Annotated in this window: 18 protein-coding genes and 1 pseudogene; 17 read left to right on the forward strand and 2 right to left on the reverse strand. The window is 48.3% G+C overall.

What is annotated here, in order from left to right; all coding sequences use genetic code 11:
• Positions 1 to 43: 43 nt before the first annotated feature.
• The 5 genes and pseudogenes from LIZ87_RS22815 to bsh form a co-directional block, all read left to right on the forward strand.
• Positions 44 to 178, forward strand: a pseudogene (locus tag LIZ87_RS22815) (SpoVA/SpoVAEb family sporulation membrane protein); the annotation flags it as partial.
• Between the two features lie 175 nt (positions 179 to 353).
• A complete protein-coding gene (locus LIZ87_RS03270; protein ID WP_227145247.1) occupies positions 354 to 1718 on the forward strand; it encodes an ATP-binding protein in 1365 nt (454 codons plus the stop codon).
• A gap of 116 nt (positions 1719 to 1834) precedes the next feature.
• A complete protein-coding gene (locus LIZ87_RS03275) occupies positions 1835 to 2173 on the forward strand; it encodes a Pepco domain-containing protein (protein WP_227145249.1) in 339 nt (112 codons plus the stop codon).
• The gene (locus tag LIZ87_RS03280; RefSeq protein WP_227145251.1) at positions 2170 to 4590 is read left to right on the forward strand and encodes an Hsp70 family protein; all 2421 of its coding nucleotides are present in this window, start codon (positions 2170 to 2172) and stop codon (positions 4588 to 4590) included. Before LIZ87_RS03275 ends, LIZ87_RS03280 begins: the two co-directional genes overlap by 4 nt.
• 165 nt (positions 4591 to 4755) lie before the next feature.
• The gene (gene bsh, locus LIZ87_RS03285; protein WP_227145253.1) at positions 4756 to 5757 is read left to right on the forward strand and encodes a choloylglycine hydrolase; all 1002 of its coding nucleotides are present in this window, start codon (positions 4756 to 4758) and stop codon (positions 5755 to 5757) included.
• On the opposite strand, the gene LIZ87_RS03290 is transcribed toward bsh, so the two are convergent.
• A complete protein-coding gene (locus tag LIZ87_RS03290; RefSeq protein ID WP_227145255.1) occupies positions 5754 to 6329 on the reverse strand; it encodes a DUF305 domain-containing protein in 576 nt (191 codons plus the stop codon). The two genes, bsh and LIZ87_RS03290, sit on opposite strands and share 4 nt — an antisense overlap.
• Before the next feature lie 227 nt (positions 6330 to 6556).
• Between LIZ87_RS03290 and LIZ87_RS03295 the strand changes: the two genes are divergently transcribed.
• From LIZ87_RS03295 to spoVAE, 11 genes are all read left to right on the forward strand, one after another.
• Entirely contained in the window at positions 6557 to 7393 is an 837-nt protein-coding gene (locus LIZ87_RS03295; protein ID WP_330664525.1) for an aminotransferase class IV, read from the forward strand.
• Positions 7394 to 7584: 191 nt separating this feature from the next.
• Complete coding sequence (locus LIZ87_RS03300; RefSeq protein WP_178314577.1) at positions 7585 to 7797, forward strand: FeoA family protein; 213 nt, start codon at positions 7585 to 7587, stop codon at positions 7795 to 7797.
• A gap of 266 nt (positions 7798 to 8063) precedes the next feature.
• On the forward strand, positions 8064 to 8273 hold the full coding sequence (locus LIZ87_RS03305) for a FeoA family protein (RefSeq protein WP_178314581.1): 210 nt from the start codon (positions 8064 to 8066) through the stop codon (positions 8271 to 8273).
• Positions 8274 to 8307: 34 nt separating this feature from the next.
• The gene (locus LIZ87_RS03310) at positions 8308 to 8529 is read left to right on the forward strand and encodes a FeoA family protein (RefSeq protein WP_178314575.1); all 222 of its coding nucleotides are present in this window, start codon (positions 8308 to 8310) and stop codon (positions 8527 to 8529) included.
• A gap of 88 nt (positions 8530 to 8617) precedes the next feature.
• Entirely contained in the window at positions 8618 to 11086 is a 2469-nt protein-coding gene (gene feoB / locus LIZ87_RS03315; protein ID WP_178314573.1) for a ferrous iron transport protein B, read from the forward strand.
• Between the two features lie 235 nt (positions 11087 to 11321).
• Positions 11322 to 11612, forward strand: a complete 291-nt coding sequence (locus LIZ87_RS03320; protein WP_178314571.1) for a Fur family transcriptional regulator — start codon at positions 11322 to 11324, stop codon at positions 11610 to 11612.
• A gap of 20 nt (positions 11613 to 11632) precedes the next feature.
• A complete protein-coding gene (locus tag LIZ87_RS03325; RefSeq protein ID WP_178314569.1) occupies positions 11633 to 12016 on the forward strand; it encodes a heavy-metal-associated domain-containing protein in 384 nt (127 codons plus the stop codon).
• Between the two features lie 204 nt (positions 12017 to 12220).
• On the forward strand, positions 12221 to 12526 hold the full coding sequence (locus LIZ87_RS03330) for a DUF6110 family protein (RefSeq protein ID WP_178314567.1): 306 nt from the start codon (positions 12221 to 12223) through the stop codon (positions 12524 to 12526).
• A gap of 74 nt (positions 12527 to 12600) precedes the next feature.
• Positions 12601 to 14691 carry a heavy metal translocating P-type ATPase gene (locus LIZ87_RS03335; RefSeq protein ID WP_227145257.1) on the forward strand — a complete coding sequence of 697 codons (2091 nt, stop codon included), beginning with the start codon at positions 12601 to 12603 and terminating at the stop codon, positions 14689 to 14691.
• A 252-nt stretch (positions 14692 to 14943) separates the two neighbouring features.
• Entirely contained in the window at positions 14944 to 15966 is a 1023-nt protein-coding gene (locus tag LIZ87_RS03340; RefSeq protein WP_227145259.1) for a stage V sporulation protein AD, read from the forward strand.
• 26 nt (positions 15967 to 15992) lie between these two features.
• Positions 15993 to 16346 (forward strand): stage V sporulation protein AE, encoded by a 354-nt coding sequence (spoVAE, locus tag LIZ87_RS03345; RefSeq protein ID WP_178313568.1) that lies wholly within the window; start codon positions 15993 to 15995, stop codon positions 16344 to 16346.
• A 129-nt stretch (positions 16347 to 16475) separates the two neighbouring features.
• Here spoVAE and LIZ87_RS03350 read toward each other — a convergent pair whose 3' ends face one another.
• Complete coding sequence (locus tag LIZ87_RS03350) at positions 16476 to 19157, reverse strand: transglycosylase domain-containing protein (RefSeq protein ID WP_227145261.1); 2682 nt, start codon at positions 19155 to 19157, stop codon at positions 16476 to 16478.
• 189 nt (positions 19158 to 19346) lie between these two features.
• On the opposite strand from LIZ87_RS03350, the gene LIZ87_RS03355 reads away from it, so the two are divergent.
• Positions 19347 to 19997 carry a YigZ family protein gene (locus LIZ87_RS03355; protein ID WP_227145263.1) on the forward strand — a complete coding sequence of 217 codons (651 nt, stop codon included), beginning with the start codon at positions 19347 to 19349 and terminating at the stop codon, positions 19995 to 19997.
• Positions 19998 to 20038: the final 41 nt, after the last annotated feature.

Consider the following 20038-nt stretch of genomic DNA (forward strand, 5'->3'; position numbering starts at 1 on the left):
TTTCAGGCAGACATTGAAAAATTTTTTTGGTCCTATATTGACACACTCGGAGGGAGAGGTCTTAGGCGTTGGCTGCAAGATATTTACTATTGCGGGGCCGGTGATTTTGTATGGGATATTGTCGAGTTGGGCGTTGGGGTTAATTTATTGGGTTGGACAGGCAATAGGGATGCTTTGATATTTGAATATTGGTATTTGTTTGGGAGCAAGGCAATGAATGGAAACGTTTGGTTGTCTTGCTCTTTTGAAATTTTGTAACGAAAGGATAAAAACTCGCTCATTTTTTTGCGGCTACTCTTGCATAATTCGCTCATTTTTTTGTATAATAGGAATAGCAGAGAGGAGGGATGTACATGGTTGAGGTTTATTTGAAGCGGCGAATCGACAATTATCTGACTTTATGGAAGAAAGATTCCAATCGTAAACCGTTGATTGTAAAAGGGCCGAGACAGGTAGGGAAAACAGAGTCTATACTGCATTTTGCCACAGAAAACTATAAAAATATTATTTATATTAATTTTGTTGAAGAACCAAAGTACAAACTGATTACAGAGGATGGATATAAAACGGAAGATATTATTCGGAATATTTCGCGTATGGATCCAACCAAAAGGTTTGAGCCTGGGGAAACACTCATTTTTTTTGATGAGCTGCAGGAGTATCCGGAGATTTCGACATCATTGAAGTTCTTTAAAATTGACAATCGTTTTGATGTAATCTGCAGTGGTTCCCTGTTGGGTATTCACTACAAACGAATTGAGAGTAACAGTGTCGGATATAAAACAGATTATAATATGTTTTCTATGGATTTTGAAGAATTTTTGTGGGCAAAAGGATATGGCAAGGCGGACATTGAAGACATGCTATGGCATATGAAAATGCAAAAGGCTTTTAATGAGATGGAAATGTCGGTGTACAGCAGATTGTTTCTGGATTACTGTATCCTGGGAGGTATGCCGGCTGTCGCAAGAGAATATATTATGCGGGGAACCTTTGAAGGAACGCTGGATATTCAGCGGCAGCTTCTGGAAGATTATAGAGAGGATATTCGCAAATATGCCGAGGGTATGGATCAGGCACGGATTCTTAATGTGTTTGAGCAGATTCCAATACAGCTTGCAAAGGATAACAAGAAGTTTCAGATTTCTAAAGTTGCAAAGGGCGCCAGATTCAAAGATTACCGGGGATGTATTGAATGGCTGAAAGATGCAGGAATCATCAATATCTGCTGTTGTCTCAATTATCCAGAGCTTCCCCTTCGCGGCAATTATGATGACACAAAATATAAGCTCTATTTTTTTGATACAGGGCTTTTCGTTGCTATGCTGGATGAAGAAGCGCAGGAGGATCTGCGGGCTAATAGAAACCTTGGTGTTTACAAGGGAGCTTTGTATGAAAATATCGTGGGAGAAGCATTAACCAAATGTGGGTATGATTTATATTACTACAAAAGGGAAGATTCCACGTTGGAAGAAGATTTTTTTGTAAGAACTCAGAAAAATCTGCTGCCTGTGGAGGTAAAAGCAAAGCGTGGTACGGCGAAATCCCTCAGAACATTGATTCAAAGTGAAAAGTATCCTGATATACAGTGCGGCATAAAATTTACTGCCGGGAATATTGGATACAGTGATAGTATTTATACATTTCCGTACTTTTGTACGTTCCTGTTAAGAGAATATTTAAAGCAGGATGGTCCTGCACTTTCTATGAAGGAGTGATGAATTTATTCCCGCTTGAAATCTTATGAAGGCGGAAAATGTATGCAATGTATCAGATGGTGTTTTAGTGGAGGAAATATATGAGTGAACCTATTATTTGACAAAGGAGAGTAATCATGTTGAAAACCAGTAAAAATGACTATGAAATATCAATTTTAGGTTATGGAGGGCCCTCTTCCGATGGAAGCAAAGGATTAGCAGAGGCTGTAGGGGGAAGAGTGCGGTCAAAGTATAAGGTTAATGCGGAATACTTGTCAGCAAATGTCCGGCAGTTCTGCCAAAATTGGATGCATATTCTGGATGGCATGGATTTTGGAAGCTCGGAGTATGAGCTGGATGAATTTGAAGTCTCCGTTGAGGTTTCGGCGGAAGGAGAGGTGAGTCTGATCGGCTCTGTCAGTGCGGGAATGTCAGGCGGCATTACCCTTACATTTAAAAGGAAAAAAGAAAAATGAATGCAGCATTTCTGATTTCATGCAGTACTTACGGAGATCCCCGGATTTCCGCCCTGAAATACCCGGAAAATGACCGGGAGCTTATGCGTACCTCTCTGGTAAACTATTGCCGCTTAAAGGAGGAAGAGATATTTACAATATCATCAGGTACAGACAAGAGCGGCTGCAGGTCCGAAAGAAACGCTGTCATTTCTTTTTTGTGCAAGAAAAAAGAAGAATTAACTGATTGCGGGATCAACAACCTGATCGTTTATTTCAGCGGTCACGGTTTTCATTCAGGGCTGGACGGCCATGATTATATTGCATTAGGAGATGCCTGTCTGGATTATCTGGAGGAAACATCCATTTCCTTAGAATTGCTGTGCCGGATATTGAAAGGCTTTGACGCATGCCATATCATTTTGTTCATTGATGCCTGTAAGTCTGTAGTATATTCCAAAGCCCCCTGTTTCAGCCGGGATTATGAACCGGATAGAGAATACCTAAAAGGGATCTCCGTGTTCTTTTCCTGCAGTGCAAACCAGGAGGCCTTTGAATCGAAGAAACTGGGGGCGAGCATCTTTACCTATTGCCTGACAGAGGCTCTGAGTGAAAAAGGAAAATGCAGAACAGTCAGAGAATTGAATGGTTATTTAAAAACAGAGGTTCCACTATTATGTCAAAAATGCGGAAAAAAAATACAGAACCCCTATATTTCTGTTGAAGATATATCCCTGGCTGATGTGAATCTGCTTTGTGAAATAACGCTTCATTCCTTCAGAGACATGAGTCAGGGCATAAGCTGGTTCGGGAAAAAAATAAGCGAGGATATTATCTTTGCGCTGGATTTTGGTTCTTCAAAAACGATCCTGGGCGTAGCGGTGGAGGAGACGATTTACTTCCTGCCTTCTCTGTCAGAAAGCATCTATATTCCCACATGGATCAGCTTTGACAAATATCTGAACTATTGGACAGGGGAGGATGCGCAAAGGAAGTCTGATGAAAACAGCTATGTTACGATCAATGATTTTAAGCGGTATCTGGGAACAGGAAAAGAATACCAGGTATTTGATGTCAGCCTGCCTGTTGAAATCGTAGCTTTGCTGTATATAAAATCGATCATGAAAAGGGGAGAGCAGTATTTCGGTATAAAAGTGAAGCACTGCATGATAGCGACGCCTGGCAATTTTGGATTTCAGCAGAATAATGCCTTAGAGGCAGTGATCATGTATACGGGAGCCAAATTGATACGTTCAATCGGTGAACCCTGCTGTGCGGGCTTGAATTATCCTTACATTCAAAGGGAAAGAGCTTATGACAAGATTCTTGTAGTGGATATGGGCGGAGGAACTACGGATCTCTCTGTTATGGAAGCAGGAGATGGCGTGCTGGAGACGCTTTTCGTGGCAGGGGATAATGAGGTGGGCGGTCTGGATTATGACAGAGTGCTCTATGATCACATTCTTCAAAGTATAAAAGCCGGTCTGCCCGAAGCCAGGATTGATGACAAAGTCATGTCAAATATCTTGAAGGAAGCGGAAGCGGTCAAGAAAAAATTGAGCAAAAGGGAAAGGGCTGAGCTATTGATCAGCGATCTAGAGGATGAAAAGGGCTTTTTGGTGGACTTCTCCGTTGATATAAGCCGAAAGGAATTTGCAGAGCTTACGAATGCCCTAAACAAAAAAATAGAGCATTTGCTGAAAAATGTTCAAAGCTTTCTTTCAGATAATGACATGGTGATCGATTCCATTTTATTGGGAGGTTTGGGGACAAGGATATGTTCTGTTACAGAGCTTATAAAAACATTCTTTCCTGATGTAGACATCATAGACCGGTATTGCGAGAATGCAGTTATTTTAGGATTGTGTAATTATGCAGGCCTCCTCAGCGGATTGAAGCCCTATGGAGGAATGAAAGAAGAAGCATATAACATATTGTTACTTGATAATTTGTATTATGGATTAGAAATAGGGCCTGATGATGAACATAACGATATTTTATGTGATGTTGGAATAAGCGTTCCTTTCTTTCATTATCAGAATTATGGAAATGCTGAATCAGAGGAGTGGACCAGCAATATAGCAGAGTATGGAAAGCTTCATAGGAGGGAGCTTGACCGTATCTGTACGCTGAAAGCATTTTATAGCAATGGTGCCTGTGAGGTCATATGTACCTTTGACCAAATGCTCAGAGTTTCTGATTTTGTAAATGGAGAAGTGGAGATCATCATTGATGTGGACGCTAACAGAACCGTTTTATTTACAATAGCCGTCAAATCCATCAAAAAGATCATGAAGATACAGATCAATAACTTTTTTTCCGAAAGTAAGTTCTACCATGACGAGCTGCTGCAATGCGGAGGTGATTACGAAAAAGGGATTGGGAAGAATTCAATATTTAGGGAGTATGAAGAAAAGGTATTTCATATCTGCCGCTGATCCTTGTCCGGAAGCCTAAGGTCCCCCGGGAAGAGCTGTCATAAAAAAGAAAGGGCGAAGACACGAATAGAGAGGCTGAGATTTTCCCAAACTATCTAAAAACGAACAAAATCAAAATTAACAAAAACGGTCCTGCAGCTGCTTGACCTTGAAGGAGGCATAGACATGTGTACAGCAGCCACATACAAGACAAAGGATTTCTATTTTGGACGCACTCTGGATCATTCATGCTCATACGGCGAGGAGGTCGTGATCACCCCGCGCAATTATTTCCTTCCCTTCTGTCACAAGAAGGCATTGGAATCACATTATGGGATCATCGGCATGGCCCATGTTGCAAAGGGATATCCGCTGTATTATGATGCGGTGAACGAAAAGGGACTGGGGATGGCCGGCTTGAACTTTGTGGGAAATGCAGCCTACCGGGGGGCGGAGCCGGATCGGGACAACGTGGCCCAGTTCGAGTTTATCCCCTGGGTACTGGGGAAATGCGGGTCCGTAAAGGAGGTACGGGCGCTTCTTGAAAACCTGAATCTGACAGGAACCGTCTTTGACCGCTGCCTGCCGGCGGCACAGCTTCACTGGCTGATCGCAGACCGCCTGGAGTCTATTACAGTGGAGTCAGTGAAGGAGGGGCTTCGGGTTTATGATAACCCGGTGGGGATACTGACAAATAATCCGCCTTTTCCAGAGCAGCTTTTTCGTCTGAATGATTACATGCACCTGTCCCCAAAGGAGCCTGAAAACCGCTTTGCTTTTCAGCTTCCCCTGTCCGTCTACAGCTTAGGTATGGGGGCTATGGGCCTGCCCGGGGACTTATCCTCAGGTTCCCGTTTTGTGAGGGCGGCGTTTACGAAGATGAACTCTGTTTCGGGAGAATCCGAATCAGAGAGCGTGAGTCAGTTTTTTCATATCCTGGGCTCTGTGCAGCAGACACGTGGCTGTTGTCAGACAGGAAACAGGGAATATGAGATCACCGTTTATACCTCCTGCTGCAACGCGGACAGGGGGATCTATTACTACACCACCTATGAGAATCATCAGATTACTGCAGTGGACATGGGCAGAGAGGATTTAGACGGAAGAGAGCTGGTTTGTTATCCTCTGATTCTCAAGGAGCAGATCCGACTGCAGAATGAACAGGAGCAGCGCATCAAACGCCATTAAGGAGATTGAGTCATATACCAAAGCAGCTTCTCCATCTGCTCCACCCCCATCTTCTGCGAACGGATGATCGCCTGCAAAATAGGCACCAGCTCCGGGCAGATCGGGTAGTCCAGGGTGGTTTCGGACATGGCGATAGCGCCTTTGTGGTGGGGGACCATTTCATAGATAAAGCTGATATTGATATCATTAGAGGCAGGAGCATTTCTCATGTCGGCGAACATGTTTTCCATGATCTGACGCATTCTGTGCTGGTAAAGGTAAAGATCCTGCGGAGAATTCTTGAGCTGGCTGCAGCCGGCGGCAATGCGGAGCATATCCTGGATGCTCTTTGTCTGCTCTGTTATGATCCGGGTGGCAATGTCCTGGAGCGGAATATTTGTGGTAAAGCGCAGAAGGTTGCGGGACATCTCGATCGCTGCCCGGTGGTGGGGGATCATCTGTACAATGAAATTGTGGGAAATGCTGTCAGTGAGGGACGCAGATGTCATGCCCAGTATCATCTCATCTAAGATGGCCTGGAATATGTTCAGGTAATTCGTTGTGACATTGCTGAAACGGCATTGTTGGTTCATGGGAGGTCCTTAGGGGCTTCTTTTCTTTTATTATATGCAGGAACGGCAGTGCCCGGTGTATGACGGGTATTAAAATTTTTCCAAAATTGAGGATATGGGCCAGCAGGCGCTTTACAAACAAAAATCAGAATTGTATACTGATAACAGCAAAATAATCCCACACTGCACGTAAAACCTGAAAGACAGATAGGCGATAAGCGCGCAAGGCAGCAAAAGGAGATACCCACATGGAGCAAATGAAAAATCTTGCGTATTACAACGGAACGATCACATTGATCAATGACATGATGATACCTGCCAATGACAGAGGCTTTTACTTTGGCGATGGTATTTATGAGGCGGCTATGGTGTTTGACCATAAGATCTTTGCACTGGAGGACCATTTGGACAGGATGTGCAGCAGTGCAGCTATGGTGAGGATAGAGCTTCCGGCCCCCAGGGAGGAGATCGGAGCGCTGCTGTCGGAGCTGGTCCTGAAGGTGGAAAGCAGCTGCCAGTTCCTTTACTGGCAGATCACCCGTGGAGTTTCTCCCAGGAACCACCTGTTCCCGGAGGGCGTAGCCAGCAGCCTGTACGTATACAGCAAGCCCTGGAAAGGGGTGGAGATGTCTGACGAATACCGCTTAAAAAGCATCAAGGACACCCGCTTCTTCCATTGTAATATCAAGACCCTGAACCTGCTCCCCAATGTCATGGCAGCTGAAGAAGCAAAGGAGGCAGGCTGCCATGAGGCAGTATTTGTCCGCGACGGGTATGTGACAGAGGGCTCCCATTCTAATGTTTCCATGATCAAGGACGGTATTTTCGTCACCCATCCTTTGGATAACCTGATCCTGCCCGGCACAGAGAGAAAACATATGATCGCATACTGCAAAGAACTGGGAATCCCGGTGGAGGAGAGGGCATTTACCCTTGAGGAGCTGATGGAGGCGGACGAGATCATCATGTCCAGCACAAGCCATCCCAGTATGAGAGCCATGGAACTGGATGGAAGGGCAGTGGGAATGAAGGCCCCTGATCTGGTCAGGAAGCTAAGAGACAAGTATATGGAAGCGATAAGATGAACATTTTCCGTAACAGTTCAGTCGGCGGCCGGCTGAACTGTTACCATTTTCCATCACCGGGAAATGAATTTACGATTGACTAACCTACCATAATGTCACTACAATATATAGTATGAAAAATAATTTGACTGACAATACTAGGGGCAGGAAAACAATAGCCTTAAACATGTGATATATGGAGGTGCAGCAATATGGAAGCATTATCAAATGTAAAAAGCGGGGAGACATGTACGGTAAAATGGATGTTTGGAAATCCGGGGATTCTGGAGTGGATGGACAGCCATGATATGAAGGAGGGGAGCGAGATCCGGGTGGTACAGAACTTCATCGGCCACATGATTGTAAGCGTGGGAGGAAGCCGTCTTGCCCTAAGCCGCGATGTGGCAGAACGGATCAAGGTCTGACCGCATTTAGAAGATTTGGAAGATTATTGAAAAAAATTGTTGACATTCTGATTAGTTAGTGCTAATCTATCCTTGCAGTTAGAAAAATCTAACTTTTTCTGACTGCAATTTTTAAGGCGATTAGTTAGCATACACTTACTATGAAAGTCCGCCGCCGTGAGGCGACACGAAATTCAGGTATGCCAAGTGCGCCCGCCAGGTTTTCATGGTGCGGTGGCGCACCGACCGCCGGGCGCATGTAGGTTTACTATGAAGGAGTGATTATGATGCCCTTAACAATGGCTACAGAAGGTGAAGTAACGTCGATCAAACGGGTTGGAGGCAAGGAGGAGATCCGCCGCCACCTGGAAAACATGGGATTTGTTCCTGGCGCGAACGTTACCGTTGTTTCTATTAATGACGGAAATGTGATCGTCAACGTAAAGGAGACCCGTGTAGCGATCAGCAAAGAGATGGCAAATAAAATTATGATATAAAGGCCATGGGTATGAAAAGGAAGGAGAAAGTAAAGTGCAGACATTAAAGGAAGTAAAGTGCGGCAATACCGTAACAGTGAAAAAGCTCCACGGTGAAGGCGCAGTAAAACGCCGTATCATGGACATGGGTATTACAAAGGGTGTAGAGGTGTATGTGCGCAAGGTTGCACCTTTAGGCGATCCGGTGGAAGTGACAGTGAGGGGATATGAGCTGTCCATCCGTAAGGAAGATGCAGAGATGATTGAAGTGCAGTAAAGCTGCATTTTTTTTAAGTCTATTAGTTAGTTAACACTAATTTATTGAGAAATTTTCTCAATAAGAAGCGACAAGGAGGATATGAAAAATGTCAATTAAAATTGCATTGGCCGGAAACCCGAACTGCGGCAAGACAACATTGTTCAATGCCCTGACAGGTTCCAATCAGTTCGTAGGTAACTGGCCAGGAGTTACAGTGGAGAAAAAGGAAGGTAAGTTAAAGGGACATAAGGATGTTATCATCATGGACCTTCCTGGCATATATTCGCTGTCGCCTTACACACTGGAGGAGGTTGTCGCCAGGAACTATCTGATCACAGAGCGCCCCGATGCCATCCTGAATATCGTAGATGGAACGAACCTGGAGCGTAACCTGTATCTGTCCACACAGCTGATGGAGTTGGGCATCCCCGTGATCATGGCAGTAAACATGATGGATATTGTTGCAAAGAACGGCGATACCATCAATGTAAAGAACTTGAGCAGGGATCTGGGCTGCCAGGTTGTGGAGATCTCCGCTTTAAAGGGAACAGGCATCACGGAAGCGGCAAATGCAGCAGTAGCAGCAGCTCAGAACAAGAAAAACGCAGCTCCCGTACATAAGTTCGGACAGGATATGGAAGCAGCCCTGGAGGAGATCGAGACCTATCTGGGGAGCGATATTGCTGAGGATCAGAAGCGCTTCTATGCTATCAAGCTTTTTGAGAGAGATGAGAAGATCGCAGCATCCATGACAAGCGTTCCTAACGTTGAGAGCATCATCAAGAGAGTGGAGGATGCCATGGATGACGATGCAGAGAGCATTGTCACCAATGAGCGCTACACCTACATTGCTTCCATTATCAAGGACTGCTATGAAAAGAAGAGCAAACAGAAATTAAGCACATCTGATAAGATCGACCACATTGTTACCAACCGCTGGCTGGCACTTCCGATCTTTGCTATCGTAATGTGGATCGTGTACTACGTATCTGTTACCAGCGTAGGAACCATTGCTACTGACTGGGCAAACGACGGCGTGTTCGGCGATGGCTGGTATCTGGCTGGCATCGGCCGGAGCGATTTCGATGAGGCTACCGGCGCTTATGAGACAGAGCTGGCAAAGATCGATGCTTACATTGCAGCAGCAGAAGAGGCCGGCATTGATGTAGATGGCATCACAGAGGCTCTGGAAGCAGAGGAGCCGGATGAGGCAGCTATCCAGGCATTCGAGACAGAGGCAGAGGCTGCCGGAATCACTGCAGAGGCAGAGATTGAGAATGAGGACGGAGAGGTAGAGGAAGTCCTTCCTGTAGCAGCTGCAGATTTTGCAGCAGCATTAGAGGCAGAGGAGCCGGATCCTGCATCCTTTGGCATCTGGGTGCCTGGCGTTCCTGGTATCATCGAGAGCGCTCTGGATGCAGTTGGCTGTGCTGACTGGCTGTCTGCTCTGATCTTAGACGGTATTGTAGCAGGTGTCGGAGCTGTTCTGGGCTTTGTTCCTCAGATGTTAGTGCTCTTTATCTTCCTGGCATTTTTGGAGTCCTGCGGTTATATGGCCCGTGTTGCATTCATCATGGACAGGATTTTCCGCAAGTTTGGTCTTTCCGGTAAGTCCTTTATCCCAATGCTCATCGGTACAGGCTGCGGTGTTCCGGGTATCATGGCTTCCCGTACCATTGAAAATGACAGAGACCGCAAGATGACCATCATGACTACTACCTTTATCCCCTGCGGCGCAAAGCTGCCGATCATTGCACTGTTTGCAGGCGCAATCTTCGGAGGGGCTTCCTGGGTAGCACCCAGCGCATACTTCGTAGGTATCGCAGCGATCATCTGCTCCGGTATCCTGTTAAAGAAGACAAAGATGTTTGCAGGTGATCCCGCTCCTTTTGTAATGGAGCTTCCTGCTTACCATATGCCTACCGTATCCAACGTGCTGAGAAGCATGTGGGAGAGAGGCTGGTCCTTCATTAAGAAGGCTGGTACAGTGATCCTTCTGTCCACCATCGTGATCTGGTATACCTCAACCTATGGCTTTGAGGGCGGAAGCTACTGCGCAGTAGAAGATTTCGCAGACAGCTTCCTTGGAACCATCGGCAATGCGATCTCCTGGCTCTTCATTCCTCTTGGCTGGGGCAATGCAAAGGCAGCAGTTGCAGCAATTACCGGACTGGTTGCAAAGGAGAACGTGGTTGGTACCTTTGGTATCCTCTACGGATTGGAAGAAGTCGCAGAGGATGGCGTGGAGATCTGGGCAAACATGGCAGCAGATTACTCCGCTGTAGCAGCTTACTCTTACATGGTATTTAACCTGCTGTGCGCTCCATGCTTTGCTGCTATCGGTGCCATCAAGAGAGAGATGAACAATGGTAAGTGGACCTGGTTTGCGATCGGATATCAGACCGTTCTTGCATACGCAGCTTCCCTGTGCATCTATCAGTTTGGTATGCTGTTTACAACAGGAGCATTCGGGATCGGTACCATCGCTGCAGTAGCAGTGCTTGCCGGATTCTTATACCTCCTGCTGCGTCCTGCAAAATCCGTAAATGGTGTTGCAGTGAGGAAGACAGCATAAGATAAGTTGGCTTTCAGCCGCAGGCCATTGCCCTTTATGAGAGGCCGGCCTGCGGTTTCCAGTTATGTAGGTCCTTTGGAACGACAGTAAACCTGCATGCGCCTGGCGGGCGGCGCGCCACCGTACCATGAAAACCTGGCGGGTGCATTTGGCATACCTGAATTTCGTGCCGCCTTGCGGCGGCAGGATTTTCATAGTAATGTGCAGAATGGAGAAAAAGGAGGGCAGCATTTTCATGTGCCAGAAGGAACAGATCATCCGTGAGCTTCAGCGGAATGGGAAGCGGATCACACAGCAAAGGAAGATACTTCTGGATGTGATTCTGGAAGGAAATTGGAATAGCTGTAAGGAAATATATTATACAGCGTCAAAACGTGATTCTTCTATTGGACTGGCTACGGTATACCGTATGCTGGGAATGTTGGAGGAAATGGGATTTCTCTCTCGGGGCTACCAGCATTTTTATCCTCCGGAGGAGGATGGAGTTCTGCCTGCTGACGGAAAACAACCGAAAACTCATATATAAGCAAGAAAGAAGGGATTCATATGGCAACAGCGATCATATGCCTTATACTGATCATTATCGGCGTGTGTGCTGTCAGAGGTTACAGAAAGCGTTTGACCTCAGGCTGCTGCGGCACATCCTCAGGCCCTTCTGTAAAGAAGATAAAAGTAAAAGACAAGGATGCATCTCATTATCCATATGAGAGCATCCTGTATGTGGACGGTATGTCCTGCGGAAACTGCGTTTCCCATGTGGAAAATGCCTTAAACAGCCTGGAGGGCGTCTGGGCCAGTGTGGATCTGGGGACAGAGGAAGCGAGGGTCCGCATGAAGGAACAGCTGCCGGATGAAGTCCTGAAGGAGGCTGTAAAGGCAGCTGGGTATCGTGTCTATAAGATAAAGCAACCTGATAACTTTTCTCAATAAGAGCTGTAATCTTTGACTAACCTGGGGGCGATTTGCTAGGATACAAGAGTATTCAGATACAACTACATGTAAACCGTATAGAACGTTATGAAAGGACAGTGACAGAAGATGAAGCAGCACAGGTTCTGGGCGTGGGCCATGATTTTTTGTTTAGCAATGACCATTTACACGGGATACAAGCATAAATAACAGGAGGAGAAAAAAATGGATCTGTTCAAATTAAAGAAAATAGGCCTGTTTGCAGGTGGAGTGCTTTTTGGTACCGCAGGAGTGAAGATTCTGGGAAGTGAGGACGCAAAGAAGTTTTATATCAACTGCGTGGCAGCAGGACTCAGGGCAAAAGACTGCGTGATGACAACTGCTACGAATATCCAGGAAAATGCAGAGGACATCCTGGCAGAGGCAAAGGAAATCAACGAAAAGCGCAGCAAAGAGGTATTTGAGGATGAGTGTGCAAAGGCAGAAGAGAAGGCAGAGAGCTTCTCTGAGGAGCCGGCAGCACAGGAGTAAGCGGATACAAAAAAGCCTGGGGAGGATTTCCCTGGGCTTCTTTTTGCGAAGTATCCACTATAGGAGCGTTGAAGATGAAATTTACAATTAAGCATGAAATGACAGGGCGGCTCAGGGTGCATCTGTTTCATGGTTCCATGAGCATAGCCCAGGCCGACCTGTTGGAATATTACCTGTTGAAGCTTCCGGGAGTAAAAAGTGCAAAGGTATATGAGCGCACAGCGGATGCAGTGGTCCTGTATGAGGGAGAACGCCGGGAGATCATCTGCGGGATCCAGCATTTTTCCTTTCAAAAGCAGGAGGAAGAAATCGCCGTACCTGCTAATTCCGGCAGAGCTCTCAATCAGGAATATAAGGAAAAACTCATCGGAAAGGTGGTCTTAAGGGCAGCCACCAGAACCTTTCTCCCTCCCGCAGTCAGAGCAGTATATGCCAGCCTTCAGGCGATCCGGTACATTGTGAAGGGGCTGCGCTGCCTTTTCAGAAGGCGTCTGGAGGTGGAGGTGCTGGATGCCACTGCCATCACAGTGTCCATTGCCAGAATGGATTTTGACACAGCTGGTTCTGTGATGTTCCTGCTGGGGATCGGAGAGCTTTTAGAGGAGTGGACCCACAAAAAGTCAGTGGGAGACCTGGCCAGGAGCATGTCCCTTCATGTGGAAAAGGTATGGCAGAAGATAGAGGACACAGAGGTCCTTGTGCCCGTATCCTCCGTAAAGGAAGGGGATCTGGTAACCGTCCATGTGGGCAATGTGATCCCCTTAGACGGTATTGTGTCCACTGGTGAAGCCATGGTAAACCAGGCCTCCATGACAGGGGAGTCCCTTCCTGTGAAAAAGGAGACAGGCTCCTATGTCTACGCAGGCACTGCAGTGGAAGAGGGCGAGATCACCATCTGCGTGAAAAAGGCAGCAGGCTCCACCAGGTTTGAGCGCATCGTCACCATGATCGAGGAGTCGGAAAAGCTGAAATCCTCCGTGGAGGGAAAGGCAGCCAGCCTGGCAGATGCACTGGTGCCCTGGAGCTTAGGCGGAACACTTCTTACCTGGGCTCTCACGAGAAATGTGACAAAGGCGATCTCCATCCTTATGGTGGACTTTTCCTGCGCCTTAAAGCTTGCCATGCCCTTGTCCGTGCTGTCGGCTATGAGAGAGGCAAACTGCTATCACATCACCGTAAAGGGAGGAAAATTCCTGGAGGCCGTGGCCCAGGCAGATACCATTGTCTTTGACAAGACGGGAACCCTTACAAAGGCAGAGCCAGTAGTGGCCGACGTTGCCATTTTCAATGACATGAGTAAGGAGGAGCTCCTCCGGATCGCGGCCTGCCTGGAGGAGCATTTCCCGCATTCCATGGCAAATGCCGTGGTGCGGGAGGCAGTACAGAGAGGGCTTGTCCATGAGGAAATGCACTCAAAGGTAGACTATATTGTGGCTCACGGCATTGCCACCTATGTGGATGGTGAGCGGGTCGTGATCGGAAGCCATCACTTTGTGTTTGAGGATGAATCCTGCGTGATCCCTGAGGGCTGTGAGGAGAAGTTTGAACAGCTTCCCACCTATTATTCCCATTTGTATATGGCGATCGGCGGAAGGCTGGCTGCTGTGATACTCATTGAAGATCCCCTGAGGGAGGAGGCAAGGGATGTCATCTCCTCCCTGCGCGCTCTTGGCATTTCCAATATCGTTATGATGACAGGAGACAGCGAGCGCACTGCAAGAGCTATTGCGAAAAAGGTGGGGGTAGATACCTATTTCTCAGAGGTCCTGCCTGAGGACAAGGCCAGCTTTGTGGAGCGGGAAAAGAAAAAGGGCCATACAGTGATCATGATCGGAGACGGCATCAATGATTCCCCGGCGCTCTCTGCCGCAGACGCAGGAGTTGCTATCAGCGAGGGAGCAGAGATCGCCCGTGAGATCGCAGACATTACGATCTCCCAGGATGACCTGTACCAGCTGGTGACATTAAAAGCGATCAGCAACGGACTTATGAAGAGAATACATGGAAACTACCGCTTTGTCATCAGCTTTAACCTGGGCCTGATCCTTTTGGGCGTAGGCGGGGTGATCGCGCCAGCTACATCAGCGCTGTTACATAATACCTCTACTCTGGCAGTAAGCCTTAAGAGCATGACAAATCTGCTGGACGGCAGAGCGATTGAATAAGAAGAGAATAAGAAAAAGCCTGTCTGAGTCTTAAAAAGCCCGGGCAGGCTTTTTCCATTGGACAGGGAGTATTTTTCCTTCAAATAACACATACTGTATCATATTAGAAATATGATAATCGTTCAGACGGAGGGATCTTCTTGCCCGGTCAGGCAGGACAAGGAGCAATGGGTTGTCCATCCGATGTGGAAATACGCGCCGTCTGAACTGTTACAAAATATGCTCTAGAAGGAAGGAGAATGGGAAGACAGCATGGGACAGATGAAAGGCAAGGCCAGTATTGAGTTTGAGCATCCGCCTGTTATTATCAGCGCAGGGTCCGTGGCAGGAAAAAAGGAGGGAGAAGGTCCTTTGGGCCAGCTCTTTGATAAGGTGGAGCAGGATGATATGCTGGGAAAGGATAACTGGGAGCAGGCGGAGAGCGCCATGCAGAAGGAGACAGCGGAGCTGGCCATAGCGAAGGCCGGTATCCAAAAGGGAGATCTTCGGTATATGTTTGCCGGAGACCTGCTGGGGCAGCTGATCGCTACTTCCTTTGGCACAGTAGACCTGGAGGTGCCCTTTTTCGGACTCTTCGGCGCCTGCTCCACCATGGGAGAAGCCATGGGACTGGGAGCGATGGCAGTGGGAGCAGGATATGCGGATACGGTACTGTCCATGGCATCCAGCCATTTTGCAACTGCGGAAAAGCAGTTCCGCTTTCCTTTGGCTTATGGAAACCAGAGGCCTATGTCAGCCAGCTGGACAGTGACCGGCTGCGGCGCCGTGGTGATGTCAGGAACCAGGAAGGAGGGCCTTGCAAGGATCCGCGGTATCACTACGGGGAGAATGGTGGATCTGGGGGCAAAGGACTCCATGAATATGGGAGCAGCCATGGCGCCTGCTGCCTTTCACACCATTGAGCAGAATCTGGAGGATTTTGGGGTCAGTGAGAGCTGGTATGATAAGATCATCACAGGAGATCTGGGAGAGATCGGAAGAACGGTTCTTCTGGATTTTATGAGAGAGAAGGGAAGAGACCTGAGGGAGCTTCATATGGACTGCGGTATGGAGATCTTTGACAAGGAAAAGCAGGATACCCACGCAGGAGGAAGCGGCTGCGGCTGTGCTGCAGTCACACTGTGCTCCTACATTCTCCCAAAGATCCAGGATGGAACCTGGAAGAGAGTCCTCTTTGTGCCAACAGGAGCTCTTTTGTCAACCGTAAGCTTTAATGAGGGACAGAGTATCCCCTCTATTGCTCATGGAGTGATCCTGGAGCATATAGAAGCCTGACAAAGAGAGCAGAAAGGAGCAGAACGATGGAATTTGTAAAGGCATTTCTTGTAGGCGGAGTGATCTGTGCCCTGGCGCAGATATTGATGGAGAAGACGAAGATGATGCCGGGCCGCATTATGGTGCTTCTTGTAGTAAGCGGTTCGATCCTGGGAGCCCTGGGGATTTATGAGCCCTTTCTCTCCTGGGCAGGAGCAGGGGCCTCAGTCCCGCTGCTGGGCTTTGGAAATACCCTGTGGAAGGGCGTAAAGATGGCTGTGAAGGAGAGCGGCCTTTTAGGAATCTTCAAGGGCGGATTCACGGCGGGAGCAGCAGGCATCTGCGGGGCATTGGTGTTCGGATACCTGGCATCCCTTGTATTTAAGCCAAAAATGAAGTAGCCATAAAGCGTTTTATAGGATGCAGTCAAGCCGGCTGCCATCGCTGCATAAAAAACACACCCTGGATATCCCTCCGGCAAGCCGCCCGAAGGAAGGATCGCAAGGTGTGTTTTTTTTGAACTGTTACGGTTATTGTGCCCCAGGCCCGCTTATACTGTTGGGATCAACCGTAGTCTGTGGCTCATAGCCGGGGCCGATGGGAACGATCATTCCTCCCGGACCTTCGCTGCCGTCAGAAGGCTGGATAATGGTGGATGTGCTGGAGTGGAGCGGGCATTCACCTGGGATAGCGAACAGGGAATCATCGGTGACAGAATACTCGCCGTCAGGCAGGATCATACAGGGGCGTGTTGTCTTTACAGGACAGAACTCCGTGGCTCTTGCTCCGGATTCCGCACATACCGTGACGCTCACATGCTTGTCGCACACCTCTGTGGGTACGGTGCCCTTTGCAAAATATTCGGTATAAACAGCATTTCCTCTGGGATCTGCGCTGCAGACGCCGGATACGGCAAGCTTGCCGGATTTGCGGCAGATCTGGGCTGTTTCAATGCTGTCAGGAACCGTGAAGCCGGGATCCGATAAGCCCTCATGCACCCGGTTCATAATGTTCCTCCAGATATCCTTGTGGAAGGAGGTGCCGCCGTTGTTCGTCAGCTTCTGGTTATTGTCACAGCCGGCCCAGATACCGGCAGTATAGTAAGGAGTAAAGCCCACAAACCAGATATCATTGTTGGCAGTAGTGGTACCGCTCTTACCGGCAGCGGACATTCCTGTGAGGGCCGCCCTGGTGCTGGTGGAGGAGATGGATACACCCGGCCTTGCAAAGAGGCGGTTGCCCTTCATGGACTCTGACATGGCATCTGTCAGCAGAAAGGCAGTGGAATCCTTCAGTACCTGCTTTGTTTCAGGCTCATTGTCAATGAGTACCTTGCCGTTGTGGTCAAGGATCCTGGTAAAGAACCGGGGCTTTGTGTAGAGGCCGCCGTTGGCAATGGAGGCATAGGCACCGGTAAGCTCCAGGTTGGAGACGCCGCGGTAGATGCCTCCCAGGGCCAGAGCCGGATTGAGGTCATTCTTTGTCAGGGAGGTAATCCCCATATTTTCTGCGTATTCAATGGCAAGCTGCGGTGTCACTGTTTCCATGAGACAGCGTACAGCCACAATGTTCATGGAGTAGATAATGCCGGACCGAATATTGGAATAGCCCACAAAGCCGCGGCTTTCTCCCCACCAGTTCCGGAAGGTCTTTGTGCCGATGGTGTAGGGAGCATCATAGTAAACGGTTCCCAGGGTTGCCCCGCAGGTATCCATGGCAGGAGCAAAGGCAGTGATCACCTTGAAGGCGGAGCCGGGCTGGCGCAGTACGTTGCTGGCGCGGTTTAAGGTACGGTTGGCTGTCTTTTCCCCGCGGCCTCCGCAGATGGCCTTCACTTCTCCCGTGTGCTGGTCCATGATGACAAAGGAGGTCTGAGGCTGGAGGGTCAGTGTCTGGCGCTCTCCGATGATCTCATCGCCCTCCCTTAAGAGCCAGGACTTGTACTGGTCGATATCGGCCTGTACAGAATCAGGGGTGGTATACAGCCCCTCAAAGGAAGAGTCCCTTAAAATGTTCTTGCGGTAAGCCTTTAAGCCTTCCTCTGAGAAATGCTCGGTGGTCCCGTCACTGTGGGTAACAGAGAGGCGGTATTCCACGGAATATTTGGCAGCAGTATAGTTGTCCGGATTGTTGACCTCCTCATCCACGATAGCCTGGATCCGGGGATCCTGGGTGGTGAAGATCTGAAGGCCGCCGGAATACAAAAGATTGCTGGCCTGGCTCTCCGTGTAATCCATTTTCTCCATCAGGGCTTCTATGACCTGCTCGATCAGCTCGTCGGTAAAATAGCTGTATGGCGTGTTGGTGGTCTCCTTGGCAGCTGTATTTACATTTTGGATGCGGTCGTAGACATTATCTGCCAGAGCCTCCTCCTGCTGATCCTTTGTGATATATCCCTGGTCCACCATGGCCTGGAGCACGATCTTGCGCCGCTCCTCATTTTTCTCCCGTCCGGAAATGGGATTATACCGTGTTGGTGCTGGGGTGATGGTAGCCAGAACCGCACACTCAGATAAGGTCAGATCCGATACGTCTTTGTTGAAGTATCTGCGGGCAGCTACTTTGACACCCAGGGTGTTGTTCCCCAGGTTAATGGTATTCAGATAGTTGGTAAGGATCATTTTCTTTGTATCTTCCTTGCTCATGCCGGAATTCTTCTCTAGCTGGACAGCCAGGTACTGCTCCTGGAACTTACGCTCCAGCTTTGCTCCGAAGCTGGACTCCATGCCGCCTGCAAAGAGATTGTTCTTGATGAGCTGCTGTGTCAGGGTGCTTCCGCCGCCTGCATAGTCATCGCTTAAAACGCCCTTGACAGCTCTGGCAATGGAACGGATATCAATTCCGTTGTGGGACCAGAAACGGGAATCCTCAATTGCCACAAATGCATTGATCAGATCCTTGGGAAGCTCATCGTACTCAGCGGACTCGCGGTTGGAGCCGCTCATAACCAGGGTATCTGTCAGGTTGCCCTCGGAATCATAGACAGTAGTGGCAAAACGGTCAGGCTGTATATTCATGATATCCACGGAAGGGGCGTTGTCAATGATTCCCTTCAACATACCAAAGCCAACTGCTCCTCCTGTGACTGCCAGAAAAAGGAACAGCACAAACAACGCCTTAAAGACATTTAAGACAAGCCGTTGGGCGTATTTGCCTGATTTAGAATGAAGAGACTTGAGCCTGCGCTCAACCTCGTGTTGTCCGTAGTTCATAAAATCTCCTTTTCGAATTTTCGTCTTTCTGAAATTGACCTTCTGTAAATTATACACCAGTTTTATTAAAATGAAAAGGTTTAAATATGCCCTTGATATTAAGAAACAACTATATTATGATAAAAAAAGCGGAAAATAACGGCTTTGTGGGGATTTTTCTTCCAAAAAGCCGGCAAAGGAGCGGATAAAGTGGTAGAAAGCTACAAAATTGTGTATAAGGGCGGAACAGGAGAGATCGTGGAGAAAAAATCGCGTTTCATCGCTGATATCCGGCCGGTTGAGTCAGAGGAGGAGGCCCTTGCCTTTGTGGAGGAGGTGAGGAAGCGCTATTGGGATGCCAGGCACCACTGCTATGTCTATATTATCGGAGACAGGGGACAGACAGCCAGGTGCAGCGACGACGGAGAGCCCTCCCAGACAGCGGGAAAGCCCATGATGGACGTGCTGGCCGGAGAGGAGCTGCACAATGTATGCGCTGTGGTTACAAGGTATTTCGGAGGCACTCTTCTGGGTACGGGAGGCCTTGTGCGGGCCTATTCCGGGGCCTTAAAGGAGGGGCTTCGGGACTGTGTGGTGGTAGAGAAAAAGCTGGCATATCTTTTCGAAGTGACAACGGATTACAACGGCGTGGGGAAGATTCAGTATACAGCCGCCCAGGCGGGCATTGACACCCTGGATACCCAGTATACGGATAAGGTCGTATTCCAATTCCTGGTGCCCTTTGCCGAGGAGGGGCGCTTTACTGCCAGACTGACAGAGGGCACAAACGGCAGGGCTGTTATCCGGCGGGGAGATGAGGTGTATTACGGCAGAGCCGGGGGAGAGCTGATCGTGTTTTAAAAAGCAGAAACTCATGTAAAAATCCCTTGCAATCTACAGGC

Source organism: Lacrimispora sp. 210928-DFI.3.58 (assembly GCF_020554865.1).
Classification (GTDB): Bacteria; Bacillota; Clostridia; order Lachnospirales; family Lachnospiraceae; genus Enterocloster.

Coding starts and splice junctions, on each gene's coding strand:
- LIZ87_RS03300 (WP_178314577.1), top strand. CDS start 7,585: ATGGAAGCATTATCAAATGTAAAAAGCGGGGAGACATGTACGGTAAAA.
- LIZ87_RS03270 (WP_227145247.1), top strand. CDS start 354: ATGGTTGAGGTTTATTTGAAGCGGCGAATCGACAATTATCTGACTTTA.
- LIZ87_RS03320 (WP_178314571.1), top strand. CDS start 11,322: ATGTGCCAGAAGGAACAGATCATCCGTGAGCTTCAGCGGAATGGGAAG.
- LIZ87_RS03350 (WP_227145261.1), bottom strand. CDS start 19,157: ATGAACTACGGACAACACGAGGTTGAGCGCAGGCTCAAGTCTCTTCAT.
- LIZ87_RS03330 (WP_178314567.1), top strand. CDS start 12,221: ATGGATCTGTTCAAATTAAAGAAAATAGGCCTGTTTGCAGGTGGAGTG.
- bsh (WP_227145253.1), top strand. CDS start 4,756: ATGTGTACAGCAGCCACATACAAGACAAAGGATTTCTATTTTGGACGC.
- LIZ87_RS03295 (WP_330664525.1), top strand. CDS start 6,557: ATGGAGCAAATGAAAAATCTTGCGTATTACAACGGAACGATCACATTG.
- LIZ87_RS03275 (WP_227145249.1), top strand. CDS start 1,835: ATGTTGAAAACCAGTAAAAATGACTATGAAATATCAATTTTAGGTTAT.
- LIZ87_RS03280 (WP_227145251.1), top strand. CDS start 2,170: ATGAATGCAGCATTTCTGATTTCATGCAGTACTTACGGAGATCCCCGG.
- LIZ87_RS03290 (WP_227145255.1), bottom strand. CDS start 6,329: ATGAACCAACAATGCCGTTTCAGCAATGTCACAACGAATTACCTGAAC.
- feoB (WP_178314573.1), top strand. CDS start 8,618: ATGTCAATTAAAATTGCATTGGCCGGAAACCCGAACTGCGGCAAGACA.
- LIZ87_RS03340 (WP_227145259.1), top strand. CDS start 14,944: ATGGGACAGATGAAAGGCAAGGCCAGTATTGAGTTTGAGCATCCGCCT.
- LIZ87_RS03305 (WP_178314581.1), top strand. CDS start 8,064: ATGCCCTTAACAATGGCTACAGAAGGTGAAGTAACGTCGATCAAACGG.
- LIZ87_RS03335 (WP_227145257.1), top strand. CDS start 12,601: ATGAAATTTACAATTAAGCATGAAATGACAGGGCGGCTCAGGGTGCAT.
- LIZ87_RS03325 (WP_178314569.1), top strand. CDS start 11,633: ATGGCAACAGCGATCATATGCCTTATACTGATCATTATCGGCGTGTGT.
- spoVAE (WP_178313568.1), top strand. CDS start 15,993: ATGGAATTTGTAAAGGCATTTCTTGTAGGCGGAGTGATCTGTGCCCTG.